Genomic DNA, 22,568 nt, shown 5'->3' on the forward strand with positions numbered 1-22,568 from the left:
GATGCAAGTCCACTCAGTGGCGGACGGCCGGGGTTTTGTTGTTCAGTTACATTGAGCACATTCAAGGTGAAGGGAAAGAGACCATGGAACCGGTAGTTGAAGCCAAGACGCTTCCGGAAAAGGTGTGGGCCGACCATCTGGTCACCCGCGGTGAAGATGGCAAGCCCGATCTGCTCTACATCGACCTTCACCTGCTCCACGAAGTGACCTCGCCGCAGGCCTTCGAGGGGCTGCGGCTGGCCGGGCGGGACCTGCGGCGCAAGGACCTGACCATTGCCACCGAAGACCACAACACCCCCACGCTGGACATCGACAAGCCGATTGCCGATCAGACCAGCCGGACGCAGATTAACACGCTGCGCAACAACGCCGAGGAGTTCGGCGTCCGCATCCACTCGCTGGGCGATGCCCAGCAGGGGATCGTCCACATTATCGGCCCGCAGCTCGGCCTGACCCAGCCCGGCATGACGGTGGTCTGCGGCGACTCGCACACCTCCACCCATGGCGCGTTCGGTGCCCTGGCGTTCGGTATCGGCACCTCCGAGGTGGAGCACGTGATGGCCACCCAGACGCTTCCGCTGAAGCCGTTCAAGACGATGGCGATCACGGTCGAGGGTGATCTCAAGCCCGGCGTGTCCAGCAAGGACATCATCCTGGCGGTGATCGCCAAGATCGGCACCGGCGGCGGACAGGGGTACGTGCTCGAGTACCGCGGTTCGGCCATCCGGTCGCTGTCGATGGAAGCGCGGATGACCATCTGCAACATGTCCATCGAAGCCGGTGCCCGCGCCGGCATGATCGCCCCGGACGAGACCACTTTCGAATACCTGAAGGACCGCCCGCACGCCCCCGAAGGTGAGGATTGGGCTGCCGCCGTCGACTATTGGAAGTCGCTGGGCACCGATGACGACGCCGTGTTCGACGCCGAAATCTTCCTCGACGCCAATGAGCTCGAACCGTTCGTCACCTGGGGCACCAACCCGGGGCAGGGCGTCTCGCTGTCCGGCTCGGTCCCGTCCCCGGACGATTTCGGCGACGAGAACGACAAGGCCTCCTGCGAACGCGCCCTGACCTACATGGACCTCGAGGCCGGCACCCGCATGAAGGACATCCGGGTCGACACGGTCTTCCTGGGCTCGTGCACCAACAGCCGCGTCGAGGACCTCCGCCTGGCCGCCGACGTCATCCGCGGCCGCACCAAGGATCCGGACGTGCGCATGATGGTGGTGCCCGGCTCCGCCCGCGTCCGGCTGGATGCCGAGGCCGAGGGACTGGACCAGGTGTTCAAGGACTTCGGCGCCGAATGGCGTTTCGCCGGCTGTTCGATGTGCCTGGGCATGAACCCGGACCAGCTGCAGCCGGGGGAGCGGTGCGCATCGACGTCGAACCGCAACTTTGAAGGCCGCCAGGGCAAGGGCGGACGCACCCACCTGGTCTCTCCCGTGGTGGCCGCGGCGACGGCGGTGCGCGGCACCCTCAGCTCGCCCGCAGACTTGATGGACGACGACGGCGGGCCGGTTCCCGGCAGCGGTGGAGCTTCCGACGCCGTGACCGACGACTCAGCAGCCGGTGCAGCAGAGAAAGTGAGCCAGTCATGATCGAGAAAATCAACACCCACACCGGTATCGGCGTTCCGCTGCGCCAGTCGAATGTGGATACCGACCAGATCATTCCGGCCGTCTACCTCAAGCGGATCACCCGTACCGGGTTTGAGGATGCACTGTTCGCCAGCTGGCGCAAGGATCCCGAATTCATCCTGAACAAGGAGCCGTTCAATCAGGGCTCCGTGCTGGTGGCCGGTCCTGACTTCGGCACCGGATCCTCACGTGAACACGCGGTCTGGGCGCTGAAGGACTTCGGCTTCAAGGCGGTGCTGGCCTCCCGCTTCGGCGACATCTTCCGCGGCAACTCCGGGAAGCAGGGACTGGTCACCGCGCAGGTGCAGCAGGACGACATCGAACTGATCTGGAAGGTGCTGGAGGAAGCACCGGGAACCGATGTGACGGTCGACCTGGAATCCCGGTTGGTCACCTGCGGATCCATCGTGGCGCCGTTCGAGATCGACGACTACACCCGGTGGCGCCTGATGGAGGGACTGGACGACATCAGCCTCACCCTGCGCGACGAGCAGGCGATCAGCAACTTCGAGGCGACACGGGCCTCGTTCAAGCCGAAGACACTTCCGGCTCGTACCTGACTCATCCCGGGACCGGCGGTACCCGCGGCTAATGCAGATGCATTCTGTCGTCTGTCGGGTCGGTGGTGTACCGATGTGGTGCCATGGTCATCTCTGTGTGTCGCGTTGTGCGTGCCACATAGGGGCCCGTGATTGGTCTGCTCACCGGCCTCCCTAACCGGACACGCAGCCTGCGGTCATTCCATCGTTGCAGGTCAGCGGCAGGTGTGACCGGTGACGGTTGGTCTTATGGGACACCGAGTCACTGATCGCTCACGGGGAGCGGTAGCGAACTTCCGTCAGTGTGGAGCCATCCACACAGGGTTTTGCGGTCTCGTCCGTCGACATTCCCATTCGTTCGTAGAACTGGTTGAAATTCAAGGATGAATGGCAAGTTCGGGTGGTGTTGAGACTAGCGTTGGCATGCTTTTTGCTGTCGGCTATCTTGATGCTCGTTCCCCTGGCTAAAGTCGCACCCGCTCGCTACCACGGCCCGGACATTTACTGCATTACTGAAGTAACGGATCGGGCGCCTGGTGAGGCGATAATATCTGCAGGGCATCCGCCTGAAGGCCGCATTTCCCTCCTGCCGCTGGATGTAACGTGCCAGTATTACGCTGGCGATACTGCTCCGCGTATATCTGTAAGTATCTTTCCGGAGTTCCACGCGTTCTCCTACGCCGGATACGCATTTGGCTGCCTCGGAGCATTACTCATCGTCCTACGCATGATCACGGGACCAGCGACCCACGGGACGAAGGGATAGTTCTTACTAATCCATCGCTATGGGCAACGGTCAGTGGCAAATCAGGATGTTGGGCCGCCATAGAGGGATTCCGCTACTGAGTTTAACATGCTACCTTGTGGTGCATGGTACCTGTAGATGAACGCATTCTGTCGCATCTCCGGCGCGGCACCTTGGAATACTGCGTTCTGGCCCTGCTCCGTTCGGGCCCGCACTATGGCTTGGACATTGCTCGAACACTTACCAGCGGAGGGATTCTGATGAGCGGAGAGGGCACTCTTTATCCACTTCTTTCGCGATTGCGTAAGGCCGGCCTCGTAGTAACAAAGTGGCAGGAATCAACGTCCGGACCGCCTCGCCGCTATTACTCCCTCACGGCCGAAGGAGACAAATCGTTCGAGGCATTCAACGAGACATGGACGGCTTTCCGCAATGCCGTCGACTCAGCCCTGTCAGCTTCCCACGGCCGCAGCGCGGAGCCCGGAGCCGAATCTTTAGTGAACGAATTCCGTGTTACCCCCGCCCAGGATCCACTCAGCAATGGAGAGAGCTAATGGACACCACCGATGCTGCCACCATGTTGGTCGACACGTACCTCAATGACCTCGGCCGCATGCTGCAAAATGCCGAACCGGAGCTGCGATCAGAAGTGCTCGGAGGAGTTCGTGAACACATCCAATCAGCACTGGACGGTCGACCTGTCCCGCACACCGAATCCGACGTCAACGAAATACTCTTCGAGCTCGGCCCTCCCGAAGACGTAGCAGCGGCGTCACTATCCGGCACTAATGGCGACAGAGAGCCTGAAAGTCTTCCGGATGAACAGCCGTCTGTGGCCGGTCCAACTCCTGCTCCGCTGCTAAGTCGGACTTGGGTTCCTCGTACCGTCGGGCTTCTGGGCCTGGTGGGGATCGGACTATATCTCGCCGTACTGTTGGCCGGAGCGCTATTCTCCACTGCAGCGAAGAGCGAAGCCGCCTCTGCCGCCTCCTCCGCTAATCCCGTCGTACCAGCATTCTGGGAACAACTGTCCGTAGCCCTTGCTATGCTTCTATTCGTGGTGCCGCTATGGCTGGCTTCCATAATCTTGGTGGCGAACTCGCCGTTATGGTCGACAGGTCAGAAATGGCTGGGTATTGCCATTCTCCCCACCGCCGTGGCACTCAATATCGCAGCGATAGCACTGGCTTCTATCTCAGATGCGCAGACTCTGATCCTGATTTCAGGAGTTGTCGTGGCAACGGCTATCAGCGCATGGATGGCAGTAAACACATGGAAACAAGGCAGAGCATCAACCACGCCTGAATTACCCGCCCAGAGCCGCAACGAAACCAACCCGTAAAGCCATCCTGATCCGTCGGATGACATTTCTAAGCGCGGTTGTAGAGTTCGTAACGAACGATGCGCAGTTGATCTTTACCTTCGGCCGGTTGTCCTCGTTGAAGAAAGGAGCGGCTGAAATGAGCAAACCCGTAAGTCGTGGCCACTCGATCACAGATGAGGAGATCGCCGCGCACGACGACCAGCGGGATATGGGCCAGTCGGGTTGGTCATCCTTGCGTACGCTCTACGCTGAGCAGTTTCAAGGGGTCGTCCTGGATGCTGTCGGAGGGACCGGGATTTATGCCTCAGCCCTCGAGGCTTCTGGTCTGGACGTTGTGCTGGCGGACATGGACGAGTCCATGTTGGCAGCAGCCGGCCGCCGTGCAGAACCTGCGTAAATCGCTCGACGAATGTATCGGATGCCTGTCCATGCGGACCTGCTCCATCCTCAACCCCGACGACGAAGCGGCGAACGAAGGCAGCGGATCCCGCTGGCTACGCCGAAGCGGGAGTCAGTAAGCAGGAACCAGCGTCCACCCAGACCGCTCAAAGCGCAGAATCTCATTTCGCGTGAAAAGTTTCCGCTAGGGGATCCACAAATGACGCATGGCCAAGGCGATAGCTGGTCACGTTCTGAATCGTTTGGTCAATCTCACGGCCAGGATGCTTGCAGCTAACGCGCTCACCCACCAGGGCCAGGCGTCCAACAGGGTCAGGGCCGTCCGGGGGCCTAAGACCAAGCATGCTGGAAGGAACACACCGACGATAGCCCCAAGGGCTGCGGACGGTGCCCGCAGCAGGGGCGATATTCGCCCGATCAGTACATGGAGCCCCAAAGCACATGCAGCAGAGAAACCGGCAACAACCCCACCGATGAAGGATCCGAATATCACCGCCACGATGTAGGTGCCGAAGTCCGGTTGCCAAGCTGGGCTCGGAGAAGGACCAATCATCGAAAGCGGCATCAGGACGGCACCGAAGAGAGACCCAATGAAGACGCCTTTGAATAATGCCGACGCATAAGGTGTTTCTCTCCGGCTCCGGTGAGCTATGTCGTCCACTGTTGCCGGTGCACCATGAGCACTTTCATCCGTATTCCCCATAATCGAAGACTACTTCTCGTACACCCGGCAAGCGAGGAGAAATCCTGACACCACTGGACGATCCTCCACTGAGCTGTGTTTACCCCCTTATGTATTAGGACCGAGTAGGGAAAGATGAGCATATGCCAGGCTCATCCAGTGTGATTGTGCGTCGCTTATTCGCCCTCGTCCTCATCCTCGCCTTGTGGGCTCTCGTTAGTTGCGGTGGCGGGCAGGGCGTGGACCCCTCTCCGCATCCAGAAGGTACCGCCCCCGACTCGTCAGTAAGGCTCGTCGGCGCGGCGGAGGCGGACCTGCTCCTCTATGTCAGCAACCAGTCGTTCAACGATGAGGAGGTCCGCATAACGATAACGATCGATGGTGTGACAGTGGTCGACAGCGTTTTCCATGTCGAGGACCAGCACAACTGGATGAGCTTCCCGCTGACGCTGCACCCCGGCATCCACGAGATCACGGCGGAATCCGACTCCGGGGCGACATTCCGTAAGTCGTTCAAGGTGCCGCGCGGCAAAATGCGCTACGCGGTCATCGACCACTGGACTGAGGATGGCTCAGCAGACCTCACGTGGCTGTTCCAGCGACAGCCGGTGGGCTTCGCCTGAACGGGCACGGCTGCGCGAGGGTTTGCACCGACATCCATTACGCCACACCGGCTCATGATCCGCATGATTTCAACTTGTCCGTACCACCCGGGAGGAAGCTTTGTCCCGTAGCGGATCCCGATGGTTCTTCAGCGATGCATATGTTTCTCACTGATTTTCACCTGCTGGCTAAGAACTATTTACGGCGAATAGTGTCAGGCCAATCATCTGGACTTGTACCCTTGGCGACGTAGACATCGGCATAGTTACCTGTGAGTGCGATTGCTGTCTTGACGTCGACGCCTTGGATTTTCAGGGCCGTGGTCTGACCTACGACCTTCCAGCCATCGTCGGTGCAACCCAGAATGTCCGCTTCGCCAACAGGCGACGTCGGCCCTGGGGGCGTGGCCATCACTGCGCCATGCATCTCGTACGTCACACCCTGAAAGCGCATGCGCGCATTGCAATCAACAGACTGCGCGCTATCGCCCCCGCACGCCGTTATACTCATCAGCATTGCGGCCAAAAGAAAGTGACCGAAGAGAGCCCGCCACGTTGAAGTAGGCCCCATATGTCGTAGCCTATACCGACCCCACCCTCTGCGCGCTGACAAAGTCCGCAAGGGGTGTCCCGCATAGAAGGTCCAGGGCCGTCCCAAAAGACCATCCGCCTACGGGACGCCGACTAATCCAGGTCCTGGACTTACGAGACCTGTCGTCATATCAGGCGATGGCCTCGAAGTGCAGTCGGAGTCCGAGGGCGTGGGACACCTTGATGACGGTGGCGAGGCTCGGATTGCCTTCCGCGGACAGTGCCTTGTAAAGGCCTTCGCGGCTCATCCCTGCTTGTCGGGCGATTTGGCTGAAGTTGCGCGACCGTGCGATAGATCCAAGCGCTCGGGCGATGACCGTGGGATCATCGTCGCTTTCGTCGATGACTGCCTCCAGATAGGCGGCGACGTCTTCGACGGTGTTCAGGTAGTTCGCGGCATCGAATGGGGCGAAGGTTTCGGTGTTGGTACTCATTCGTGTGTTCCTTGTGTGCGGCGCCAGTTGTCGGCGATGGTGTGGCCGGCCCCGATGTCTGCCTCTTGGGTCGATTTGTCTCCTCCTGTCAGCAGTAAGATCAGGCGGTTACCTTCGTGCAAGAAATACACGCGGTATCCCGGGCCGTTGGCAAGCAGCGTCTCTGCATAGCCATTGAGTTGGACCCCCACATCGCGCAGTGATTGGATGACCTCGTTTCGCGATTGCCCGCCCACCCGAATCAGCAGACCGTCAGTTGCAGCTGTGCTCAGAAGATGATTCTCCTCTTCTCAGGCCGGACAACGACCTCGCATGATTGCCCCGACAGCGGATCCCGCAACTGAAACTCCTTGGGAGCCGGGCAGATGAGAGACCTCTCATGGATCGCTCACATCCGGCTCATGAGCGGCTGGTTGAGTGAATCGTAGTTGAACGAATGGTTACGCGGGACCCTACGAAGGAACAGGCGGGCGATTATGGGCTGGACGACGCAGGAGGACCTTCGGGTTGTTCTCTACTCCCACGACTCGCAAGGGCTCGGCCATTCACGGCGGAATCTGGCCATTGCGCACGCGATGGCCGCATCAATACCGCAACTTACCGGCCGGGCCGTGACTGGCCTGCTAGTCACCGGTGAATCCCATGCCACCCGCTTTGAGCGCCCGGACGGTTGGGACTGGGTTGTGCTGCCGGGGGTCAGCAAGGGCGCCGATGGTTATGTGCCGCGCAATCTTGCCATTGGTCAGGAGAAGCTGACCGGTCTTCGCTCGCACATGATGGACGCAGTCCTGCAGGAATTCCGCCCGCACCTGATGATCGTTGACCGTCATCCCTTCGGCGTCGATGGGGAGTTGAACCAGGCATTGATGGCACTGAGGAAAACCAATCCCCATTGCCGGGTGGTGCTTGGGCTGAGGGAAGTCCTCGACAGCCCCTCCGTGGCGAAACGGGAGTGGCGGAACCTGGGTGTCAACAACGTGCGCCGGTGCTTCGATGAGTGCTGGGTGTACGGCGACCCGGGCATCCACGACCCATTGGTGTCGGGCGAAATCCCCCAGGAGATGGCCGACATGGTCCGCTACACCGGGTACCTGGCCGCCGGCCGCCACGCTGCACGCCGCACCGGCGGAGCGAGCCGTCCGTACCTGCTCACCACGGCCGGTGGAGGGTCCGACGGACTCGACATCATGCTGACCGCTGCGCGGACCGTGGTGCCTGACGGATACGAGCACCTGATCATCACCGGTCCCCAGATGCCCAAAGACGACCGGGCACAGGTGGAACGGGCGGCTGTGGCCGGCACTCGGGTGCTGGGCAGCGTCAGGGATGCCTTGGCCGAAATCAGGGGCGCCTCGGCGATCGTCTCGATGGGCGGCTATAACTCAGTCTGCGAGATCATGAGCACCAGCACTCCGGCACTGCTGGTTCCGCGGATCACCCCCCCGGCGCGAACAGATCATACGGGCTGAGTCCCTGGCCAGATGCCATCTGGCGGATGTCTGCCACCCGGAAGAATTCACCCCTGCGGCAATGGGCGCCTGGCTCAGTACAGCCCTGGACACCCCTGTTGTTCGTTCTGACGTCGACCTTTCCGGGCTGAGCGCCGTTGGCCATCTGGCCGCGGCCTTGGTGGGGCCGGCTCCACCGAAGTTGGTATACCGGCAGATTGGGAGCGCAATGAAGCCGTCTAATGATTCCTTCACCGCCGATCGCGGGGTTGCCGGTTCCCGCGTTGCGTACGTGTTGAAGATCTATCCGCGCTTTTCCGAGACGTTCATCGTCACTGAGATCCTGGCCCGGGAGGCTGCGGGGGAACGGCTGGAAATCTTCTCCCTCCGGCCGACGGTCGACCCGCGGTTCCATCCGGAACTTGCCCGCGTGCAGGCGCCGGTCAACTACGTGGCGAAGCCCGCAAAGCTCAGCGAGGGCTGGGAGATCATCATGGCGGCCTGCGCGGCTCTTCCCGGCTTCGAGCAACGGTTCGCTCAACTGCTGCCTGAGCTGGTGGACACCGATCCGGCCGATGTCCATCAAGGCGTGGAGCTTGCGGTCCGGTTTGTCCGGCAGGGCATTACACATATCCATGCGCACTTCGGTTCCATCGCTGCCCGCACAGCGCGGATTGCTTCGGGGCTGACCGGCATACCCTTTTCATTTACGGCTCATGCCAAGGACATTTTTCATCAGGATGTGGACCAGGCAACGCTGATCTCGCTGATGACCGAAGCCGATCATGTGATTACCGTGAGCGATTACAACCTGGATTACCTCAGGAAGCTGTGTCCCGGCTGCGAGGCAACCATTCACCGTGTGTACAACGGGCTGGAGCTCGAACGCTTTCGCTACGAGGCCCCCGTCCCGCCGCATTCACCTTTCCGGATTGCCGCCGTGGGCCGGCTGGTGGAGAAGAAGGGGTTCGATCTGCTCCTCGACGCCGCGGCCACACTGGTCCGTGGCGGGTTGGCGCTGGAGCTGAGAATTGCCGGGGGCGGCCCGCAGTACGATCAGCTGGAGAAGCAGATCCACGACTTGGGACTGACGGAATCAGTATCCTTGCCGGGGCCCCGGACGCAGCAGGAAGTCAGTGACCTGTTGCGTTGGGCCGACGTGTTTGTCGCTCCGTGCGTCACCGGCCAGGACGGCAATGTTGACGGGCTTCCCACCGTGCTGCTGGAAGCCATGGCCGTTGGCGTGCCGTGCATTGCCAGTGATGTGACCGGCATCCCGGAGGTGATGGCAGACCGATATGGGCGCCTGACGGGCGTGCTGATCCGCTCGGGCGTGAGCGCCGATATCGTGGACGCTGTTTCCTTCTGTGCTTCCGAGTCCTTTGACCGCCAGGCAACGACGACGGCGGCGCGGGAGCTGATAGAACGATGCTTCGATTCAAGGAGCCAGGCATCCCGGCTGCGGAGCCTCGCTTCCGGGAATGGGATGACGCCGGAGGCGGAGCCCGGCAAAAAGGCAGGGCTGGCCGGGGTGGCTTCATGATCCGGCTTGCTTATGTGTGCATAGACCCCGGTGTGCCGGTTTTTGGCACCAAAGGTGCCTCGGTCCACATCCAGGAAATCATCCGTAGCTGGCGCACGTTAGGTGCCGAGGTGGCGATCTACTGCACCCGTGCCGGATCCACCGTCCCGCCGGACATGGGGGATATGAGGGTCGTGGAGCACCGCCTGCCCAAGAGCACGGGACCGGACCGCGAGCGGGCGCAGGCGAAGGCCGCGGACACCCTTGCGGCGCAGGCCATCAAGGATGGTGCCGATGCCGTGTATGAGCGGTACTCATTGTTCAGTGACGCGCTGGAGCGCATCACCACCGCACTGGACGTTCCAGGACTCCTGGAGGTCAACGCTCCCTTAATTGACGAGCAGCGCACCCACCGGGAACTGCAGGACGAGGACGCCGCGCTGGTGTGCCTGCGCCGCCAGGGTGCCGCCGCGGTCCGGATCGCCTGTGTTTCCGCGCCCGTGGCCGATTGGGTCGCCGAACGGATCGACGCCGGGGCCCACGACCGGGTGGTGGTGGCACCGAACGGGGTCAACTGCGCCCGTATCCAGCCCACCGCTGAAGCGGAGGGCCGTCCCGTCGTCGTATTTGTTGGAACCCTGAAGCCCTGGCACGGGGTGCGGACGCTGATCGAAGCCAAAGCGGCTGCCTCCGGTGACTGGGCGCTGAAGATTGTTGGCGATGGTCCCCAAGGCCCGGAACTCCGGGCGCTGGCGGCGAGCCTGGATGTCGACGTGAACTTCACCGGCGCCGTGCCACCGGAGGACATCCCCGCCGCGTTGGCCGGGTGTGCGGTGGCGGCAGCTCCTTACCCCGCGACCGGGCAGGCATCGGAGCAGTACTTTTCGCCCCTGAAGATGTACGAATACCTGGCAGCCGGCCTGCCGGTGGTGGCGTCACGGCTCGGCCAGGTGCCGGACATCATCGAGCACGGCATTACCGGTCTGTTGGTGGAACCGTCCCGGCCCGATGAGCTGGCGGCCGCCATCGACGAACTTGCGGCAGCGCCTCAGGGCCGGGCAGCCATGTCCGACGCCGCCCGGAAGCTGGCGGTCGACCGCTATGGCTGGGACGAAGTCCTGGCCGGCATCATCGAGGGGGTGGCACTGTGACCGTGCTGAAGGAGCGGCCGCTGCGGTGCACGCTGGCCATGGTCCGCCCCCACCTGCGCGGCCACAAATGGCTGATGGCCGGCGGGGTGACCGCATTGCTGTTCGAAGTGGTGTTCAGGGTGCTGGAACCCTGGCCGGTGAAATTCGTCGTCGACGCCATCACCCGCAGCCTGGGTGCGGACCTGGCCGGTACCGGACCGGCAGCGACGCCGGCGCTGCTGCTGGCCGCCGGGGCCGCCGTCGTGCTGTTCACCGGCATGCGTGCGCTGAGCAATTTCCTGGCCACTGTGGCGTTCGCCCTGGCCGGTTCCCGGGTCGCCACGGCTCTGCGGGCCCGCGTATTCAACCACGTGCAGTCCCTGTCGGCCGGCTACCACTCCTCGTCACGCAGCGGCGACATGGTCCAGCGGCTGGTTTCCGACGTCGGCAGGCTGCAGGAAGTGGCAGTCACCGCCGGGCTGCCCCTGCTCGCGAACTGCATCACGCTGGTGGCGATGGGAGGGGTGATGTTCTGGCTGGACCCGTTGCTGGCACTGGTGGTGGTTCTTGGCGCCGCCGGTTTTGTGTTGCTCTCGAGGGGGAGCACCGGCAAAATCACGACGGCGGCCCGGCGCACCCGCAAGGGGGAGGGCTCGCTGGCCAACACTGCCGCCGAAAGCCTCGGCGCCATCCGCGTGGTGCAGACCTACGGGCTCGAAAGCACGCTGGCCGAACGTTTCGGCAGCAGCAATGCGCAAACCCTTAAGGAGGGGGTGCAGGCCCGACGCCTCGCCGCCGCGCTGGAGCGGCGCACTGACGTCATCGTGGGTGCGGCCACCGCCCTGGTGCTGGCCGGTGGAGGCTGGCGCGTCGTCGAGGGGGCGATGACGCCGGGGGACCTGGTGCTGTTCCTGACGTACTTGAAGACGGCGATGAAGCCGTTGCGGGACCTGGCCAAATACACCGGGCGCATCGCCCGGGCCGCGGCTTCGGGAGAGCGTGTTGCGGAGTTGCTCGAAGAGCGCATCGATATTACCGATGCCCCCGGGGCCGAACCCTTGGGCAAGGTATCCGGAGAGCTCGGATTCCGGGCAGTGACCGCCGGCTACGGTGATGCTGCACCGGTGCTGCGGGATCTGGACCTGACCATCCGCCAGGGAAGTAAAACCGCCATCGTCGGCCCCTCAGGATCCGGCAAATCCACCCTGGTCTCCCTGCTGGTGCGCATGATGGACCCGGTGGCGGGAGCCGTGACCATTGATGGCACGGACGTGCGGGACGCAACGGTGGCATCGGTTCGTTCGGCCATGAGCCTGGTGCTCCAGGACGCGGTACTGTTCAGCGGCACTATCATGGAAAACATCCGGTACGGGAAACTGGACGCAACGGACGCCGAAGTCGAACAGGCCGCCCGGCTGGCCAATGCCCACGGCTTCATTTCCGCATTTGCCGACGGATATTCGACGGTGATCGGAGAACGAGGCGGCACGTTGTCCGGCGGACAACGGCAGCGCATCACCATTGCCCGTGCCGTGCTGCGTAACTCACCGGTGGTGATTGCCGATGAAGTAACCACCGGGCTGGATCATGCGTCCCGGTCGGAGGTGCTTGCGGGGCTGGATGCGTTGAGTGCGGGACGCACCACGGTGTTCATCACCCACGAAGCCTCGGTGGCGATGGCCAGCGACCGCGTGGTGTGGCTGCAGGAGGGCAAGGTGCTGCTGGAAGGCACGCCCGCCGAACTCATGCGGCAGCCGTTGTTCGCCTCGTGGGTGGAGCAGCACCGGGCGGCCAACGCCCGGCACTCATTATCGGGACCGCAGCGGCGGCCGGCGGTGCCGCCGCGTCCGGAACGGGCGCCCGCCGGGGGAAGCGCAGGAGTACAGGCAGGAGCGCAGGCAGGGGTGCGGGCATGACTGTCGACAGGAACGACCCGGCCGCCTCGGGGACCTGGGAGCCACCGGTTCGCCCAATAGATCCGGATTTGCCCGCCTTGGACTTGCTTTTTGACCCTTCCGCTCTCAGCACCGCCTTGGGGCGGCACGTGAGGGCTGATCATCTGCGGCACAAACCCGGGGTCTCCGCCGTCGCACGTCTTCAACCCGACGACGGCGGCACGCCCGGCTGGATTGCGGCATACCATCGTGATGCTGCCATCAAGGCCGAAAACCTGCTGCGTCGAAGCAGGCAGTGGTCCTCGGCAAACACCGGGGCGGCACTGATCCCCGTGCCGGGCCCGACCGGCCAGATGGTGGTCAGCGGGCCGCTTCGGCTGGACAAGAAGCTGCACAAGGTCCTGGCTCCGTTCGCCGGATCGGCCGTCGGGGAACCGGACCTGGCGAGGAATGTGCTCAATTACAACCCGTTCAGGCGGGTGGTGTTCTCCCTGCAGACGGATGCCGGGACTGTGGTGTGCAAGGCCGGGTCCGCGACAGTGGACACCACCGCACCGTTGCTGGGCAGACTCGCCGCTGCCGGAGTGCCGGTTGTGGAGGAATACACCCCGGCAGCGTTGCCGGACGGTCTTCCGGACTGGCCGCGGCTGCGCTACTACCCCTGGTTCGGGTCGACCGACCTCGCATCAATAGCAAGGCACCGGCCTGGGCCCTCGACGGCCGAGCTGAGCCGGGCGGCGGGCAGGGCACTCGCCAAACTCCACGCCCACCCACGTCCCGAAGAACCCCTGCCCGGTGACGCCGACAGCCGCCATGGGTATGAGCCCGACGGCCCGGGGAGACTCGCGTTGATGATCAGGGACCTTTCACGGCTGGCCCCGGAGCTCGGCGCCAGGCTGGACCGCTTGCGCAGCAAACTCGCGATACGGCTGGCCAGGACCGGCCAACAGGTGCTGACCCACGGGGACTTCTCCGCAGACCAAGTGCTGGTCGACGGCGGCCAGGTGCGCCTGGTCGACTTCGACCGTGCCTCGCGGGCTCCGGCAGCGGCCGACCTGGGCAGCTTCGCCGCCGTCGAACTTGTTGCTGATGCTCCGTCCACGCAGGGACGCGCAACGCGGCTGTTGCCCGGCCTGCTCGAGGGATACCGTTCCGGCGGCGGCACCGTGAACGACGCCGATATCGACGCGTGGACCGCCTTTCACCTGCTCGGACGCCTGAACGAACCGTTCCGCCAGTGCAGGAAGGGCTGGGAAGCTGAGATGGCGTCCCGGCTCACGCTGGCGGAGGAGGTGCTGCGGTGAACCGGTTGTCCCTGGCCGGGGTTTCGCGGGCCACGGGATCGGCGGTCTTGGAATCCCTCGATGATGCTGTCGCCGGTGCCATCGGTGTGCCGGTTGCGGTGAAGAGGGCGTGGCCGGCAAATGACGGTGAGCTCACGTTTGAAGCAACGGAGCGCAACACCGGCCGCATCCGGGCAGGGCGAGTGCACGCAGACGGGACCGTACAGGCGGGCGCATACTGCGAAGACCCGAAACTGGAAACCCTGGCAGAGGCCGCCCGCGCCGGCGACCTGCTGGTGCACAGGTACGGCCGCCGGGCAGTGATCCGCAGTACGGATCCTGAGGCGCCACAGTCCTTCATAAAAGTACTGCGCACCGGCAAATCCGCTGCCGCTGCCCGGGCACACAAGGATGCCTCGGCGCTCGCAGCCGGATCCGGCGTCGTCGTTCCCCAAGTTCTTGCCGAAGGTGCCGGAAGCATTACGCTGTCCACTGTGCCCGGCAGGGGCCTGCATTTGCTGGGGCGAGAGGTCGGGGCAGCAAGCCAAGGGCCGGATGACGACGGCGGGGCAGCCGCACGCTGGATGCAGGCCTGGCGATTTTTCCGCCGTCACTGGCCTCGGTTTGCCCGTCCCGTCGCTGGCGCAATCCCTTCCTACAGCGCCGACGACGAATGCCGCACCGTGGAAAAGTGGGCGGCACATGCCCGCGGGTTCGGGACACTGGCCGTGGGGGAGCGGCAGCTGGGGGACGCTGCCGACCGTGTGCAACAGGCGCTGCTCGCCGGCGAGGCCCAGAAGCCCGTACTGGCCCATCGGGACCTGCACGACCAGCAGATCCTGTTCGACCCGAAGCAGCGCTCGCTGGGGCTGATCGACTGTGACACCCTCGCGCCGGCCGAGCCGGCGCTGGACCTGGCGAATCTGGCCGTGCACCTGGAATTCCGCTGCTACCAAGGCCTGCTCCATCCCGCCGCGGCTGCTGCGGCGAAAGCAGAGGTGCGCCGCACAGCTGATCAGTTGGGCGTGGAGCCGGAGCGAACCCAAGCCTATTCGATGGCAACGGCACTGAGGCTGGCGTGCGTGTACTCGTTCCGGCCTCCGTATCGTCGGCTTGCCGAAGACTGGTTCCGCGGCAGGTTTCCGTCTTAAGCCGGCGCCGGTACGGCGGCAGGCAGCTCGGGACGGCCGAGTGCGCGATACGTCCAACCCGCCGCACGCCACGCTTCACCGTCGAGGCAATTGCGGCCATCGACGACCTCGGTGCGGGCGACCTGGCCGGACAGCCAGGCAGGGTCGAGTGAACGGTACTGCTGCCACTCGGTCAGCACCAGCACGACGTCGGCGTCCTCGACTGCCTCGGCAGTGGTTTCGGCGTAGTTCAGTTCCGGGAACCGCTGTGCCGCGTTGGCTGTCGCTTCCGGATCGGTAGCGGTCACCGCGGCTCCCTGCAGCTGCAATTGGGCGGCAACGTTGAGCGCGGGCGAATCCCGGACGTCGTCGGAATCAGGCTTGAATGCCAGCCCGAGTACCGCAACCCGCTTCCCCAGCAGAGATCCGCCGCAGGCCTGGCGGGTCAGGTCCACCATGCGGGCGCGGCGGCGCATGTTGATCGAATCGACCTCACGCAGGAAGGTCAATGCTTGTTCGGCGCCGAGTTCGTCGGCACGTGCCATGAAGGCACGAATGTCCTTTGGCAGGCACCCGCCGCCGAAGCCCAGCCCGGCATTGAGGAATTTGCGCCCGATACGGTCGTCGTATCCGATGGCGTCGGAGAGCATGGAGACGTCGGCACCGGCCGCTTCGCAGACTTCGGACATCGCGTTGATGAAGGAGATCTTGGTGGCCAGGAAGGCGTTCGCGGAGACCTTGACGAGCTCGGCAGTCTCGTAATCCATCACCAGCCGGGGGCAGCCGTTCGCGAGGGCATGCTGATACACCGCGTCCAGCATGCTTTGGGCATTTTCGCGTGTGCCGTTGGCCGATGTGCCGGCCTGGGCTGTTTGGCCGGCCCGGGCTGCGTGGCCGGCCTGGTCGCTCCAGCCGACCCGGTCGTCGTCGGGCAAGCCGTAGACCAGCCTGTTCGGGATGAGAGTGTCCTGGACCGCGAAGCCTTCGCGCAGGAATTCCGGGTTCCAGACGAGTGTCGCTTCCGGACAGCGGCGGGATATCGTTGCAGCGATCTGCCGGGCAGTACCCACCGGAACGGTGGATTTTCCCACCACGAGATCACCGGGGGCCAAATAGGGGACCAGGGCATCAACGGCCTGATGGACATAGCTCAGGTCGGCCGCGTGCTGGTTGAATTGTTGCGGCGTGCCGACAGCGATGAAATGAACCCTCGCTGCCGCAGTTGCGCTGATGTCGGTGGAGTAGGTCAGCCGGCCCGCAGCTGTCTGAGTTTCCAGCAGCTCGGGTAACCGGGGTTCAAAGAATGGTGGCAAGGCGTTGCTCAGCGCCTCCACCTTGTCGCGGTCCACATCGATGCCGACAACATCATGCCCGAGGCTTGCCATGCATGCCGAATGAACTGCGCCCAAGTACCCGCAGCCGATCACTGAAATACGCATAGTCCCACACCCTTCTGTTCACGCGCCGACCGCAGGAGTTGACCGGAAGATCATGGCACCAATGGCCGCATCATGGTGCCACGCTAGGCCGTTTGCATGAGTGGACGGTGAAACGATCATGAGAGCCGCGTGAGAATCGCCGACCCCGGTGGTCGACTAAGGCGCTCCGCGCCGCTCGGAGACCCGCCGCTCGGAGACCCCGCCGGCGATGCGGTGCGACTCTTCGAGCAGCTCGCCCAGCTCATCGTCGGGTACCGAATCGAGCCGGACCAGCACGAGTTGTCCGGATCGTTCGTGGTGCGGCGTCCAATAGTAGATTTCAGGTGCCGTGGCGGCGAGGGACTCACGTTCGTCGGTCTTCACGGTGAGCACCCCCGGTTCCCAAATACGCGCCATCAACGTTCGGGCAAACCATGCCGGCTGGCCCCAGCTGGGGCGCTCCGTCACTCCCGGCAGTGCGAGGCAGATGCGGCGTACGTCGTCTTCAGAGGCCATGGTCGCGGCGGGTCATGGAAGGAGCTTCACGGGAGCTGCCCCGGCCGCTTCCAGCGGGTGCGGCTGTTCGGCGGTTCCGTCCGGGATCGGTGCGCCATGGGGCGCCGGTTCGCCGCCGAGGGCTGACGGGCTCCGCTGGAAGAACGCGAGGCGGGCGGCGTCGGAATTATGCAGCACCCGGACCGCCGGACATTCCGGCAACACGGCTGGTGTCTCGATCTGGGCGGCGTCTTCGGGACGGTGCGGCTCTTCGGCGCACAGGAACCGCAGCCGCTCCAGGGCGGAATCGTCAATATGCCGGGCCTTGCGCAGGTTCACCACCACGCGCATTCCACCGGAGAGTGACCGGGCGCGGCGGATGACCGGCAACAGCGCCGAACAACCCGGACGAGTGAGGCACCCACGGACTTCAATCGCAGCGCAATTGAGATCGGTGTTGAAACGTACGAGTACGCGAAGCTTATGTTCCACGAAACACTCCGGGCGGTAGTACACGGGCAGGCGGCTGCTTCACCCTTGTCTGAGACATTACCCACACCGTTTTGTTACTGTCGAGTACTTTACGACGATGGTCCGCACCATCCATCACATCCGCCCCGCCCGTCACAACGCCGGCACAATTTCATCGCACGGGCCCGCTGCCTTGCGGAGCGGCCGAAAGCGGATCAGGCCAAATTGGCCGGGGACACGGGCGGCTATATTTCATCTCTGATGTGCCCAACTCTTACACTTAGTAAAGCCTTTGTAGTTGCCAGAGGTGTTTTCGTCAGAGTTAAGGGTATCCATGAGTAGTGTATTGACCGTTCGAGGCGGAGTACCGCTGGCCGGCCGCATTGAAGTTCGAGGAGCCAAGAATCTGGTTCCAAAAGCCATGGTCGCGGCGTTGCTCGGGTCCGAGCCGTCATACCTTCGCAGCGTCCCTGAGATTAAAGACGTCGACGTCGTCACGAACCTGTTGAAGCTTCACGGCGTGGACGTGGCGAAGGAGCCGGAGACCGGCGACCTTCGGCTGGACCCGGTGAACGCGAAGACGGCCAGTACGGTCGACATTGATGCCCACGCCGGCGATTCCCGGATCCCGATTCTCTTCTGCGGCCCGCTGATCCACAGCATCGGCGAGGCGTTTATCCCTGACCTGGGCGGTTGCAAAATCGGCGATCGGCCCATTGACTACCATCTGGATGTGCTGCGCCAGTTCGGCGCCGTCGTCGAAAAGAAGCAGACCGGAATCCATATCTCCGCGCCCAAGGGCCTCAAGGGAGCCAAGCTCTCGCTGCCGTACCCTTCGGTCGGCGCCACCGAGCAGGTGCTGCTCACCGCCGTCCGCGCCGAGGGCAATACCGAATTGCGCGGGGCGGCGACGGAGCCGGAAATCATCGACCTGATCGCCGTGCTGCAGAAGATGGGTGCGCTGATCACGGTGCAGACCGACCGCACCATCCGGATTGAGGGGGTCAGCGAGCTGTCCGGCTACACCCATCGTGCGCTGCCGGACCGTATCGAGGCTGCCTCCTGGGCATCGGCCGCGCTGGTCACCCGCGGGGATATCTATGTCCAGGGCGCCAAGCAGACAGACATGATGACCTTCCTGAATACCTACAAGAAGGTCGGTGGCGCGTTCGATATCAGCGACGACGGTATCCGGTTCTATCACCCGGGCGGCAAGCTCTCCCCGCTGGTGCTGGAGACCGACGTCCACCCCGGCTTCATGACTGACTGGCAGCAGCCGTTGGTGGTGGCGCTGACCCAGGCCCAGGGCGTGTCGATCGTGCACGAGACGGTATACGAAAATCGATTCGGCTTTACCGACGCACTGGTGCGGATGGGCGCGAACATCCAGGTGCACCGCGAATGCCTCGGCTCGGGCCAGTGCCGCTTCGGGCAGCGGAATTTCCTGCACTCGGCTGTCATTTCCGGGCCGGCGCAACTGTCAGGCTCAGACATTGACATTCCGGACCTGCGCGGGGGGTTCAGCCATCTGATTGCGGCTCTGGCTGCTACCGGCACCTCAACCGTTACAGGCATCGACGTCATCAACCGGGGGTATGAACGCTTCACCCAGAAGCTTGAGGCTTTGGGAGCGGACTTCGACATGACCAGCCGCTGAGGGCCGGACCTGAATGACACCCAAGATCCGCAATACCTTCCGGGTGCTGGCGTTTGTGCTGCGGCCGCTGATGAACCTGCTGCTGGCGAAGAAGTGGTCCGGCGCTGAGAACCTGCCCGACTCGGGTTTCATCGTGTGTCCCAACCACGTGACCGAGATTGATCCGGTCGTCGTCGGACACTTCCTCTACAACCACGGCGTGATGCCGCACTTCCTGACCAAGGCCTCGTTGTTTAAGGTCCCGGTGTTCGGAGCCGCGCTGCGGGAATCCAGGCAGGTTCCGGTCGAACGCGGCGGCAGCGCGGCGCAGGGATCGCTGGCGGTCGCCCGCGAGGTGCTCGACGACGGCGGCGGCATCATCATTTACCCGGAAGGCTCGCTGACCCGGGATCCGGATTACTGGCCGATGAAGGGACGCACCGGAGCTGCCCGGCTGGCCTTGGAGACCGGTGCTCCAGTGGTTCCGGTGGTCCACTGGGGTGCGCAGGAGTTGTTCCCCCGCTACGCCAAACGGATCCACCCATTTCCCCGCAAGACCGTCAGGGTGGTGGCCGGGAAGCCGGTGGACTTATCGGCTTTCGCGGACAGGCCCTTGGACAAGGCCACGCTGGACCAAGCCACCGACGTCATCCTGGACGCCGTCACCGCGTTGCTTGAAGACCTGCGCGGCGAATCCGCACCGCCGGAACGGTGGGATCCTAAGGCGAAGAACCAGACGGCCTATGGGCGGGTCATCAGCCGCGAAGCGGAAACGTCCAGCGCCGAAGACGCCGGTCAAGGTAGCGTGGACCCGGCGACGAAACGCGAAGGACAGGAACCAGGGAGCACTGCATGAAGGCTGCACCACCAACGATTGCCGTGATCGGCGCAGGTTCGTGGGGCACCACATTCGCCAAGGTGGTCGCCGACTCCGGAGCACCGGTTGATCGGCAGATCCGCATCTGGGGTCGGCGCGAAGAAATCGTGGCCGAGATCAATGAGCAGCGGACCAATTCCCAATACCTGCCTGGTATCGACCTGCCGGCAAACATCACCGCGTCCACCGACGTTGGCGCCGTGCTCACCGGCGCTGATCTGGTGGTTCTGGCCGTGCCGGCGCAATCGCTGCGCAGCCAGCTGCCCGACTGGGCTCCGCACCTGAGCAGCACCGCCGTCGTCGTCTCCCTGATGAAGGGGCTGGAAGTCGGCACCGATGCCCGGATGAGCCAGGTGATCCAGTCGGTGCTCGGGCTCGAAAGTGAACGGATCGCTGTCATTTCCGGCCCGAACCTGGCCAAGGAAATCGCCCGCGAGGAACCGACCGCTTCGGTGGTGGCCTGTGTCGACCACGACGTCGCCAGCTGGGCCGCGGAACTATGCACCACGACGTATTTCCGGCCCTACACGAACACCGACGTGGTCGGCGTCGAAATCGGCGGGATCGTGAAGAACATTATCGCGCTGGCTGTCGGAGTCTGCGAAGGCAAGCAGATGGGCGACAACACCAAGGCCTCAGTGATCACCCGCGGCCTGGCCGAGACCACCCGGCTGGCCATCGCACTGGGCGGGCACGCCGAAACCATGTCCGGACTGGCCGGACTGGGCGACCTGGTGGCCACCTGCTCGTCGCCGCTGTCGCGCAACCACACCGCCGGACGGCTGCTCGGTAAGGGACTGACGCTGGAGGAAGTCGCCGAGGAAATGACGCAGACTGCCGAGGGAATCAAATCCGCCCAGCCGGTGCTTGACGCCGCCCGGCAGCGCGGGATCGAAATGCCCATCACTGAAGCCCTGTGTGCGGTGCTGCAGCGCAAGATCTCCGTCGACGAGCTGGGCCCGCTGTTGCTGGCCCGGGAGCTGAAGCATGAGAGCGTGCGATGAGCGCCGCTGAAAACGGGCATAAACCGCGGGTCGCGATCCTCTTCGGCGGCCGGTCCTCCGAGCACGCCGTCAGCTGCGTCACCGCCGCCGGCGTGCTGGAATACATCGACAGGGATAAGTACGACGTCGTCCCGATCGGCATCGCCAAGAACGGCCAATGGTCGCTGGTCGCCGACGACCCCGCCCAGTGGTCGCTGACCTCGCAGACGCTGCCCGAAGTGACCGCGTCGGTCGAATCGCTGACCGTCGGACACAGCCTCGACGACCGCAGCCTCGTCGCCGTCGCGCCGGAACAGATGCCGCGGCACCTGGGGGAGATCGACGTCGTGCTTCCTCTGCTGCATGGGCCCTTCGGCGAGGATGGCACTATCCAGGGGCTGTTCGAACTGGCCGACATCCGGTACGTCGGCGCCGGAGTGCTGGCTTCGGCCGTGTCCATGGACAAGCACTTCATGAAGGTGATTTTCGCGTCCGCCGGCCTGAGCGTCGGGCCGTACGAAGTCATCACGGACAGGCAATGGAGCCGGAGCCGGGACGCCTCGCTGGAACGGGCCGCGTCGCTGGGATTTCCGGTGTTCGTCAAGCCCGCGCGCGCCGGATCATCGGTAGGCATCAGCAAAGTGTCCGACGCCGGCGGGCTGGCTGCCGCGGTCGAGGCGGCCCGGGAACACGACCCCAAAGTGCTGATCGAAGGAGCCGTCACAGGCCGGGAAATCGAGTGCGCCGTGCTGGGCGGCCGTGACGGGGGCGAATCCAGGGCCAGCATGCCGGGCGAGATCGTCGTCGCCCGCGACGGTGAGCACGAGTTCTACGACTTCGAGGCGAAGTACGTGGACGACACCGCAGCGCAGCTGTCGTGTCCTGCCGATTTGCCCGGCGACATCACCGAACAGATCCGCTCCCAGGCCGTGCAGGCGTTCGACGCAGTCGAGGCGGAGGGCCTCTCCCGGGTGGACTTCTTCTACACCGGCGACGGCAACGTGGTGATTAACGAGATCAACACCATGCCCGGGTTCACTCCGAACTCGATGTACCCGCAGATGTGGGCGAAATCCGGGGTCGGCTACACGGAACTGATCGACGAGTTGATCCACCTCGCCCTGACCCGCCGCACCGGCCTGCGGTAGCGGAGTCCCCCGGCGGTCCCGAACCGATCCGGGACCGGCCGCACCCCGCCGACGTAGGTAGTTACCCGCGAGTCAGCGGGTTGCAACGGGCTACCTCGAGGCGCAGGGGCTACTTCGGCGGGCAGGGGCGACGCCGTCGTCGTGCGTGGGTACCGGGCCCGGACGGGTGGCAGCCCCGT

At 63.9% G+C, this 22,568-nt stretch carries 21 protein-coding genes; 16 read left to right on the forward strand and 5 right to left on the reverse strand.

The features are described from left to right. Positions 1 to 83 precede the first annotated feature (83 nt). The 6 genes from leuC to H535_RS0101475 all read left to right on the forward strand — a co-directional run bounded on the left by leuC (position 84) and on the right by H535_RS0101475 (position 5,949). Positions 84 to 1,598, forward strand: coding sequence for a 3-isopropylmalate dehydratase large subunit (leuC, locus tag H535_RS22815; RefSeq protein WP_035768068.1), 1,515 nt, complete (start codon positions 84 to 86; stop codon positions 1,596 to 1,598). Then, on the forward strand, positions 1,598 to 2,197 hold the full coding sequence (gene leuD / locus H535_RS0101460; RefSeq protein ID WP_026818134.1) for a 3-isopropylmalate dehydratase small subunit: 600 nt from the start codon (positions 1,598 to 1,600) through the stop codon (positions 2,195 to 2,197). Before leuC ends, leuD begins: the two co-directional genes overlap by 1 nt. Before the next feature lie 849 nt (positions 2,198 to 3,046). Then, positions 3,047 to 3,475 carry a PadR family transcriptional regulator gene (locus H535_RS28170; RefSeq protein ID WP_081416360.1) on the forward strand — a complete coding sequence of 143 codons (429 nt, stop codon included), beginning with the start codon at positions 3,047 to 3,049 and terminating at the stop codon, positions 3,473 to 3,475. Further along, positions 3,475 to 4,263, forward strand: a complete 789-nt coding sequence (locus H535_RS0101465) for a DUF1700 domain-containing protein (RefSeq protein WP_026818135.1) — start codon at positions 3,475 to 3,477, stop codon at positions 4,261 to 4,263. The genes H535_RS28170 and H535_RS0101465 overlap by 1 nt, the downstream gene beginning before the upstream one ends. A gap of 118 nt (positions 4,264 to 4,381) precedes the next feature. Further along, positions 4,382 to 4,642: a class I SAM-dependent methyltransferase gene (locus H535_RS0101470; RefSeq protein ID WP_155838459.1), complete on the forward strand. Its 261-nt coding sequence runs from the start codon at positions 4,382 to 4,384 to the stop codon at positions 4,640 to 4,642. A gap of 827 nt (positions 4,643 to 5,469) precedes the next feature. Then, positions 5,470 to 5,949: a hypothetical protein gene (locus tag H535_RS0101475; RefSeq protein WP_026818137.1), complete on the forward strand. Its 480-nt coding sequence runs from the start codon at positions 5,470 to 5,472 to the stop codon at positions 5,947 to 5,949. Positions 5,950 to 6,650: 701 nt separating this feature from the next. Here H535_RS0101475 and H535_RS0101485 read toward each other — a convergent pair. Both H535_RS0101485 and H535_RS22820 read right to left on the reverse strand, forming a co-directional pair. Next, on the reverse strand, positions 6,651 to 6,953 hold the full coding sequence (locus H535_RS0101485) for an addiction module antidote protein (protein ID WP_026818139.1): 303 nt from the start codon (positions 6,951 to 6,953) through the stop codon (positions 6,651 to 6,653). Next, complete coding sequence (locus H535_RS22820; RefSeq protein ID WP_051298305.1) at positions 6,950 to 7,189, reverse strand: type II toxin-antitoxin system RelE/ParE family toxin; 240 nt, start codon at positions 7,187 to 7,189, stop codon at positions 6,950 to 6,952. The genes H535_RS0101485 and H535_RS22820 overlap by 4 nt, the downstream gene beginning before the upstream one ends. A gap of 240 nt (positions 7,190 to 7,429) precedes the next feature. On the opposite strand from H535_RS22820, the gene H535_RS22825 reads away from it, so the two are divergent. The 6 genes from H535_RS22825 to H535_RS0101520 all read left to right on the forward strand — a co-directional run bounded on the left by H535_RS22825 (position 7,430) and on the right by H535_RS0101520 (position 15,382). After that, positions 7,430 to 8,422, forward strand: coding sequence for a glycosyltransferase family protein (locus H535_RS22825; RefSeq protein ID WP_051298308.1), 993 nt, complete (start codon positions 7,430 to 7,432; stop codon positions 8,420 to 8,422). A gap of 208 nt (positions 8,423 to 8,630) precedes the next feature. Continuing rightward, entirely contained in the window at positions 8,631 to 9,944 is a 1,314-nt protein-coding gene (locus H535_RS22830; protein ID WP_081416395.1) for a glycosyltransferase family 4 protein, read from the forward strand. Further along, entirely contained in the window at positions 9,941 to 11,074 is a 1,134-nt protein-coding gene (locus H535_RS0101505; protein WP_245580104.1) for a glycosyltransferase family 4 protein, read from the forward strand. The genes H535_RS22830 and H535_RS0101505 overlap by 4 nt, the downstream gene beginning before the upstream one ends. Continuing rightward, the gene (locus tag H535_RS22835) at positions 11,071 to 12,969 is read left to right on the forward strand and encodes an ABC transporter ATP-binding protein (RefSeq protein ID WP_245580106.1); all 1,899 of its coding nucleotides are present in this window, start codon (positions 11,071 to 11,073) and stop codon (positions 12,967 to 12,969) included. The genes H535_RS0101505 and H535_RS22835 overlap by 4 nt, the downstream gene beginning before the upstream one ends. Further along, on the forward strand, positions 12,966 to 14,252 hold the full coding sequence (locus H535_RS0101515; RefSeq protein ID WP_026818141.1) for an aminoglycoside phosphotransferase family protein: 1,287 nt from the start codon (positions 12,966 to 12,968) through the stop codon (positions 14,250 to 14,252). The genes H535_RS22835 and H535_RS0101515 overlap by 4 nt, the downstream gene beginning before the upstream one ends. Beyond that, positions 14,249 to 15,382, forward strand: coding sequence for a phosphotransferase (locus H535_RS0101520; protein ID WP_026818142.1), 1,134 nt, complete (start codon positions 14,249 to 14,251; stop codon positions 15,380 to 15,382). The genes H535_RS0101515 and H535_RS0101520 overlap by 4 nt, the downstream gene beginning before the upstream one ends. On the opposite strand, the gene H535_RS0101525 is transcribed toward H535_RS0101520, so the two are convergent. From H535_RS0101525 to H535_RS0101535, 3 genes are all read right to left on the reverse strand, one after another. Then, positions 15,379 to 16,800: a UDP-glucose dehydrogenase family protein gene (locus H535_RS0101525; RefSeq protein ID WP_026818143.1), complete on the reverse strand. Its 1,422-nt coding sequence runs from the start codon at positions 16,798 to 16,800 to the stop codon at positions 15,379 to 15,381. The two genes, H535_RS0101520 and H535_RS0101525, sit on opposite strands and share 4 nt — an antisense overlap. Before the next feature lie 156 nt (positions 16,801 to 16,956). Further along, positions 16,957 to 17,295, reverse strand: coding sequence for an MmcQ/YjbR family DNA-binding protein (locus H535_RS0101530; protein ID WP_026818144.1), 339 nt, complete (start codon positions 17,293 to 17,295; stop codon positions 16,957 to 16,959). Positions 17,296 to 17,307: 12 nt separating this feature from the next. Continuing rightward, entirely contained in the window at positions 17,308 to 17,766 is a 459-nt protein-coding gene (locus tag H535_RS0101535; RefSeq protein WP_155838461.1) for a hypothetical protein, read from the reverse strand. A gap of 313 nt (positions 17,767 to 18,079) precedes the next feature. On the opposite strand from H535_RS0101535, the gene murA reads away from it, so the two are divergent. From murA to H535_RS0101555, 4 genes are read left to right on the forward strand one after another with little or no spacing between them, the layout of a single operon-like run. Beyond that, positions 18,080 to 19,402 carry a UDP-N-acetylglucosamine 1-carboxyvinyltransferase gene (gene murA / locus H535_RS0101540; RefSeq protein WP_026818146.1) on the forward strand — a complete coding sequence of 441 codons (1,323 nt, stop codon included), beginning with the start codon at positions 18,080 to 18,082 and terminating at the stop codon, positions 19,400 to 19,402. Positions 19,403 to 19,415: 13 nt separating this feature from the next. Continuing rightward, entirely contained in the window at positions 19,416 to 20,237 is an 822-nt protein-coding gene (locus H535_RS22840; RefSeq protein ID WP_051298309.1) for a lysophospholipid acyltransferase family protein, read from the forward strand. Further along, positions 20,234 to 21,262: an NAD(P)H-dependent glycerol-3-phosphate dehydrogenase gene (locus tag H535_RS0101550; protein ID WP_026818147.1), complete on the forward strand. Its 1,029-nt coding sequence runs from the start codon at positions 20,234 to 20,236 to the stop codon at positions 21,260 to 21,262. The genes H535_RS22840 and H535_RS0101550 overlap by 4 nt, the downstream gene beginning before the upstream one ends. Next, entirely contained in the window at positions 21,259 to 22,389 is a 1,131-nt protein-coding gene (locus H535_RS0101555) for a D-alanine--D-alanine ligase family protein (RefSeq protein ID WP_026818148.1), read from the forward strand. Before H535_RS0101550 ends, H535_RS0101555 begins: the two co-directional genes overlap by 4 nt. Positions 22,390 to 22,568: the final 179 nt, after the last annotated feature.

Origin of the sequence: Arthrobacter castelli DSM 16402 (assembly GCF_000430705.1) — a bacterium.
Classification (GTDB): Bacteria; Actinomycetota; Actinomycetes; order Actinomycetales; family Micrococcaceae; genus Arthrobacter_C; species Arthrobacter_C castelli.

Coding starts and splice junctions, on each gene's coding strand:
- murA (WP_026818146.1), top strand. CDS start 18,080: ATGAGTAGTGTATTGACCGTTCGAGGCGGAGTACCGCTGGCCGGCCGC.
- H535_RS0101485 (WP_026818139.1), bottom strand. CDS start 6,953: ATGAGTACCAACACCGAAACCTTCGCCCCATTCGATGCCGCGAACTAC.
- H535_RS0101525 (WP_026818143.1), bottom strand. CDS start 16,800: ATGCGTATTTCAGTGATCGGCTGCGGGTACTTGGGCGCAGTTCATTCG.
- H535_RS0101470 (WP_155838459.1), top strand. CDS start 4,382: ATGAGCAAACCCGTAAGTCGTGGCCACTCGATCACAGATGAGGAGATC.
- H535_RS22830 (WP_081416395.1), top strand. CDS start 8,631: ATGAAGCCGTCTAATGATTCCTTCACCGCCGATCGCGGGGTTGCCGGT.
- H535_RS0101550 (WP_026818147.1), top strand. CDS start 20,234: ATGAAGGCTGCACCACCAACGATTGCCGTGATCGGCGCAGGTTCGTGG.
- leuC (WP_035768068.1), top strand. CDS start 84: ATGGAACCGGTAGTTGAAGCCAAGACGCTTCCGGAAAAGGTGTGGGCC.
- H535_RS22825 (WP_051298308.1), top strand. CDS start 7,430: ATGGGCTGGACGACGCAGGAGGACCTTCGGGTTGTTCTCTACTCCCAC.
- H535_RS28170 (WP_081416360.1), top strand. CDS start 3,047: ATGGTACCTGTAGATGAACGCATTCTGTCGCATCTCCGGCGCGGCACC.
- H535_RS0101465 (WP_026818135.1), top strand. CDS start 3,475: ATGGACACCACCGATGCTGCCACCATGTTGGTCGACACGTACCTCAAT.
- H535_RS0101530 (WP_026818144.1), bottom strand. CDS start 17,295: ATGGCCTCTGAAGACGACGTACGCCGCATCTGCCTCGCACTGCCGGGA.
- H535_RS22840 (WP_051298309.1), top strand. CDS start 19,416: ATGACACCCAAGATCCGCAATACCTTCCGGGTGCTGGCGTTTGTGCTG.
- H535_RS0101505 (WP_245580104.1), top strand. CDS start 9,941: ATGATCCGGCTTGCTTATGTGTGCATAGACCCCGGTGTGCCGGTTTTT.
- H535_RS0101555 (WP_026818148.1), top strand. CDS start 21,259: ATGAGCGCCGCTGAAAACGGGCATAAACCGCGGGTCGCGATCCTCTTC.
- H535_RS0101515 (WP_026818141.1), top strand. CDS start 12,966: ATGACTGTCGACAGGAACGACCCGGCCGCCTCGGGGACCTGGGAGCCA.
- H535_RS0101475 (WP_026818137.1), top strand. CDS start 5,470: ATGCCAGGCTCATCCAGTGTGATTGTGCGTCGCTTATTCGCCCTCGTC.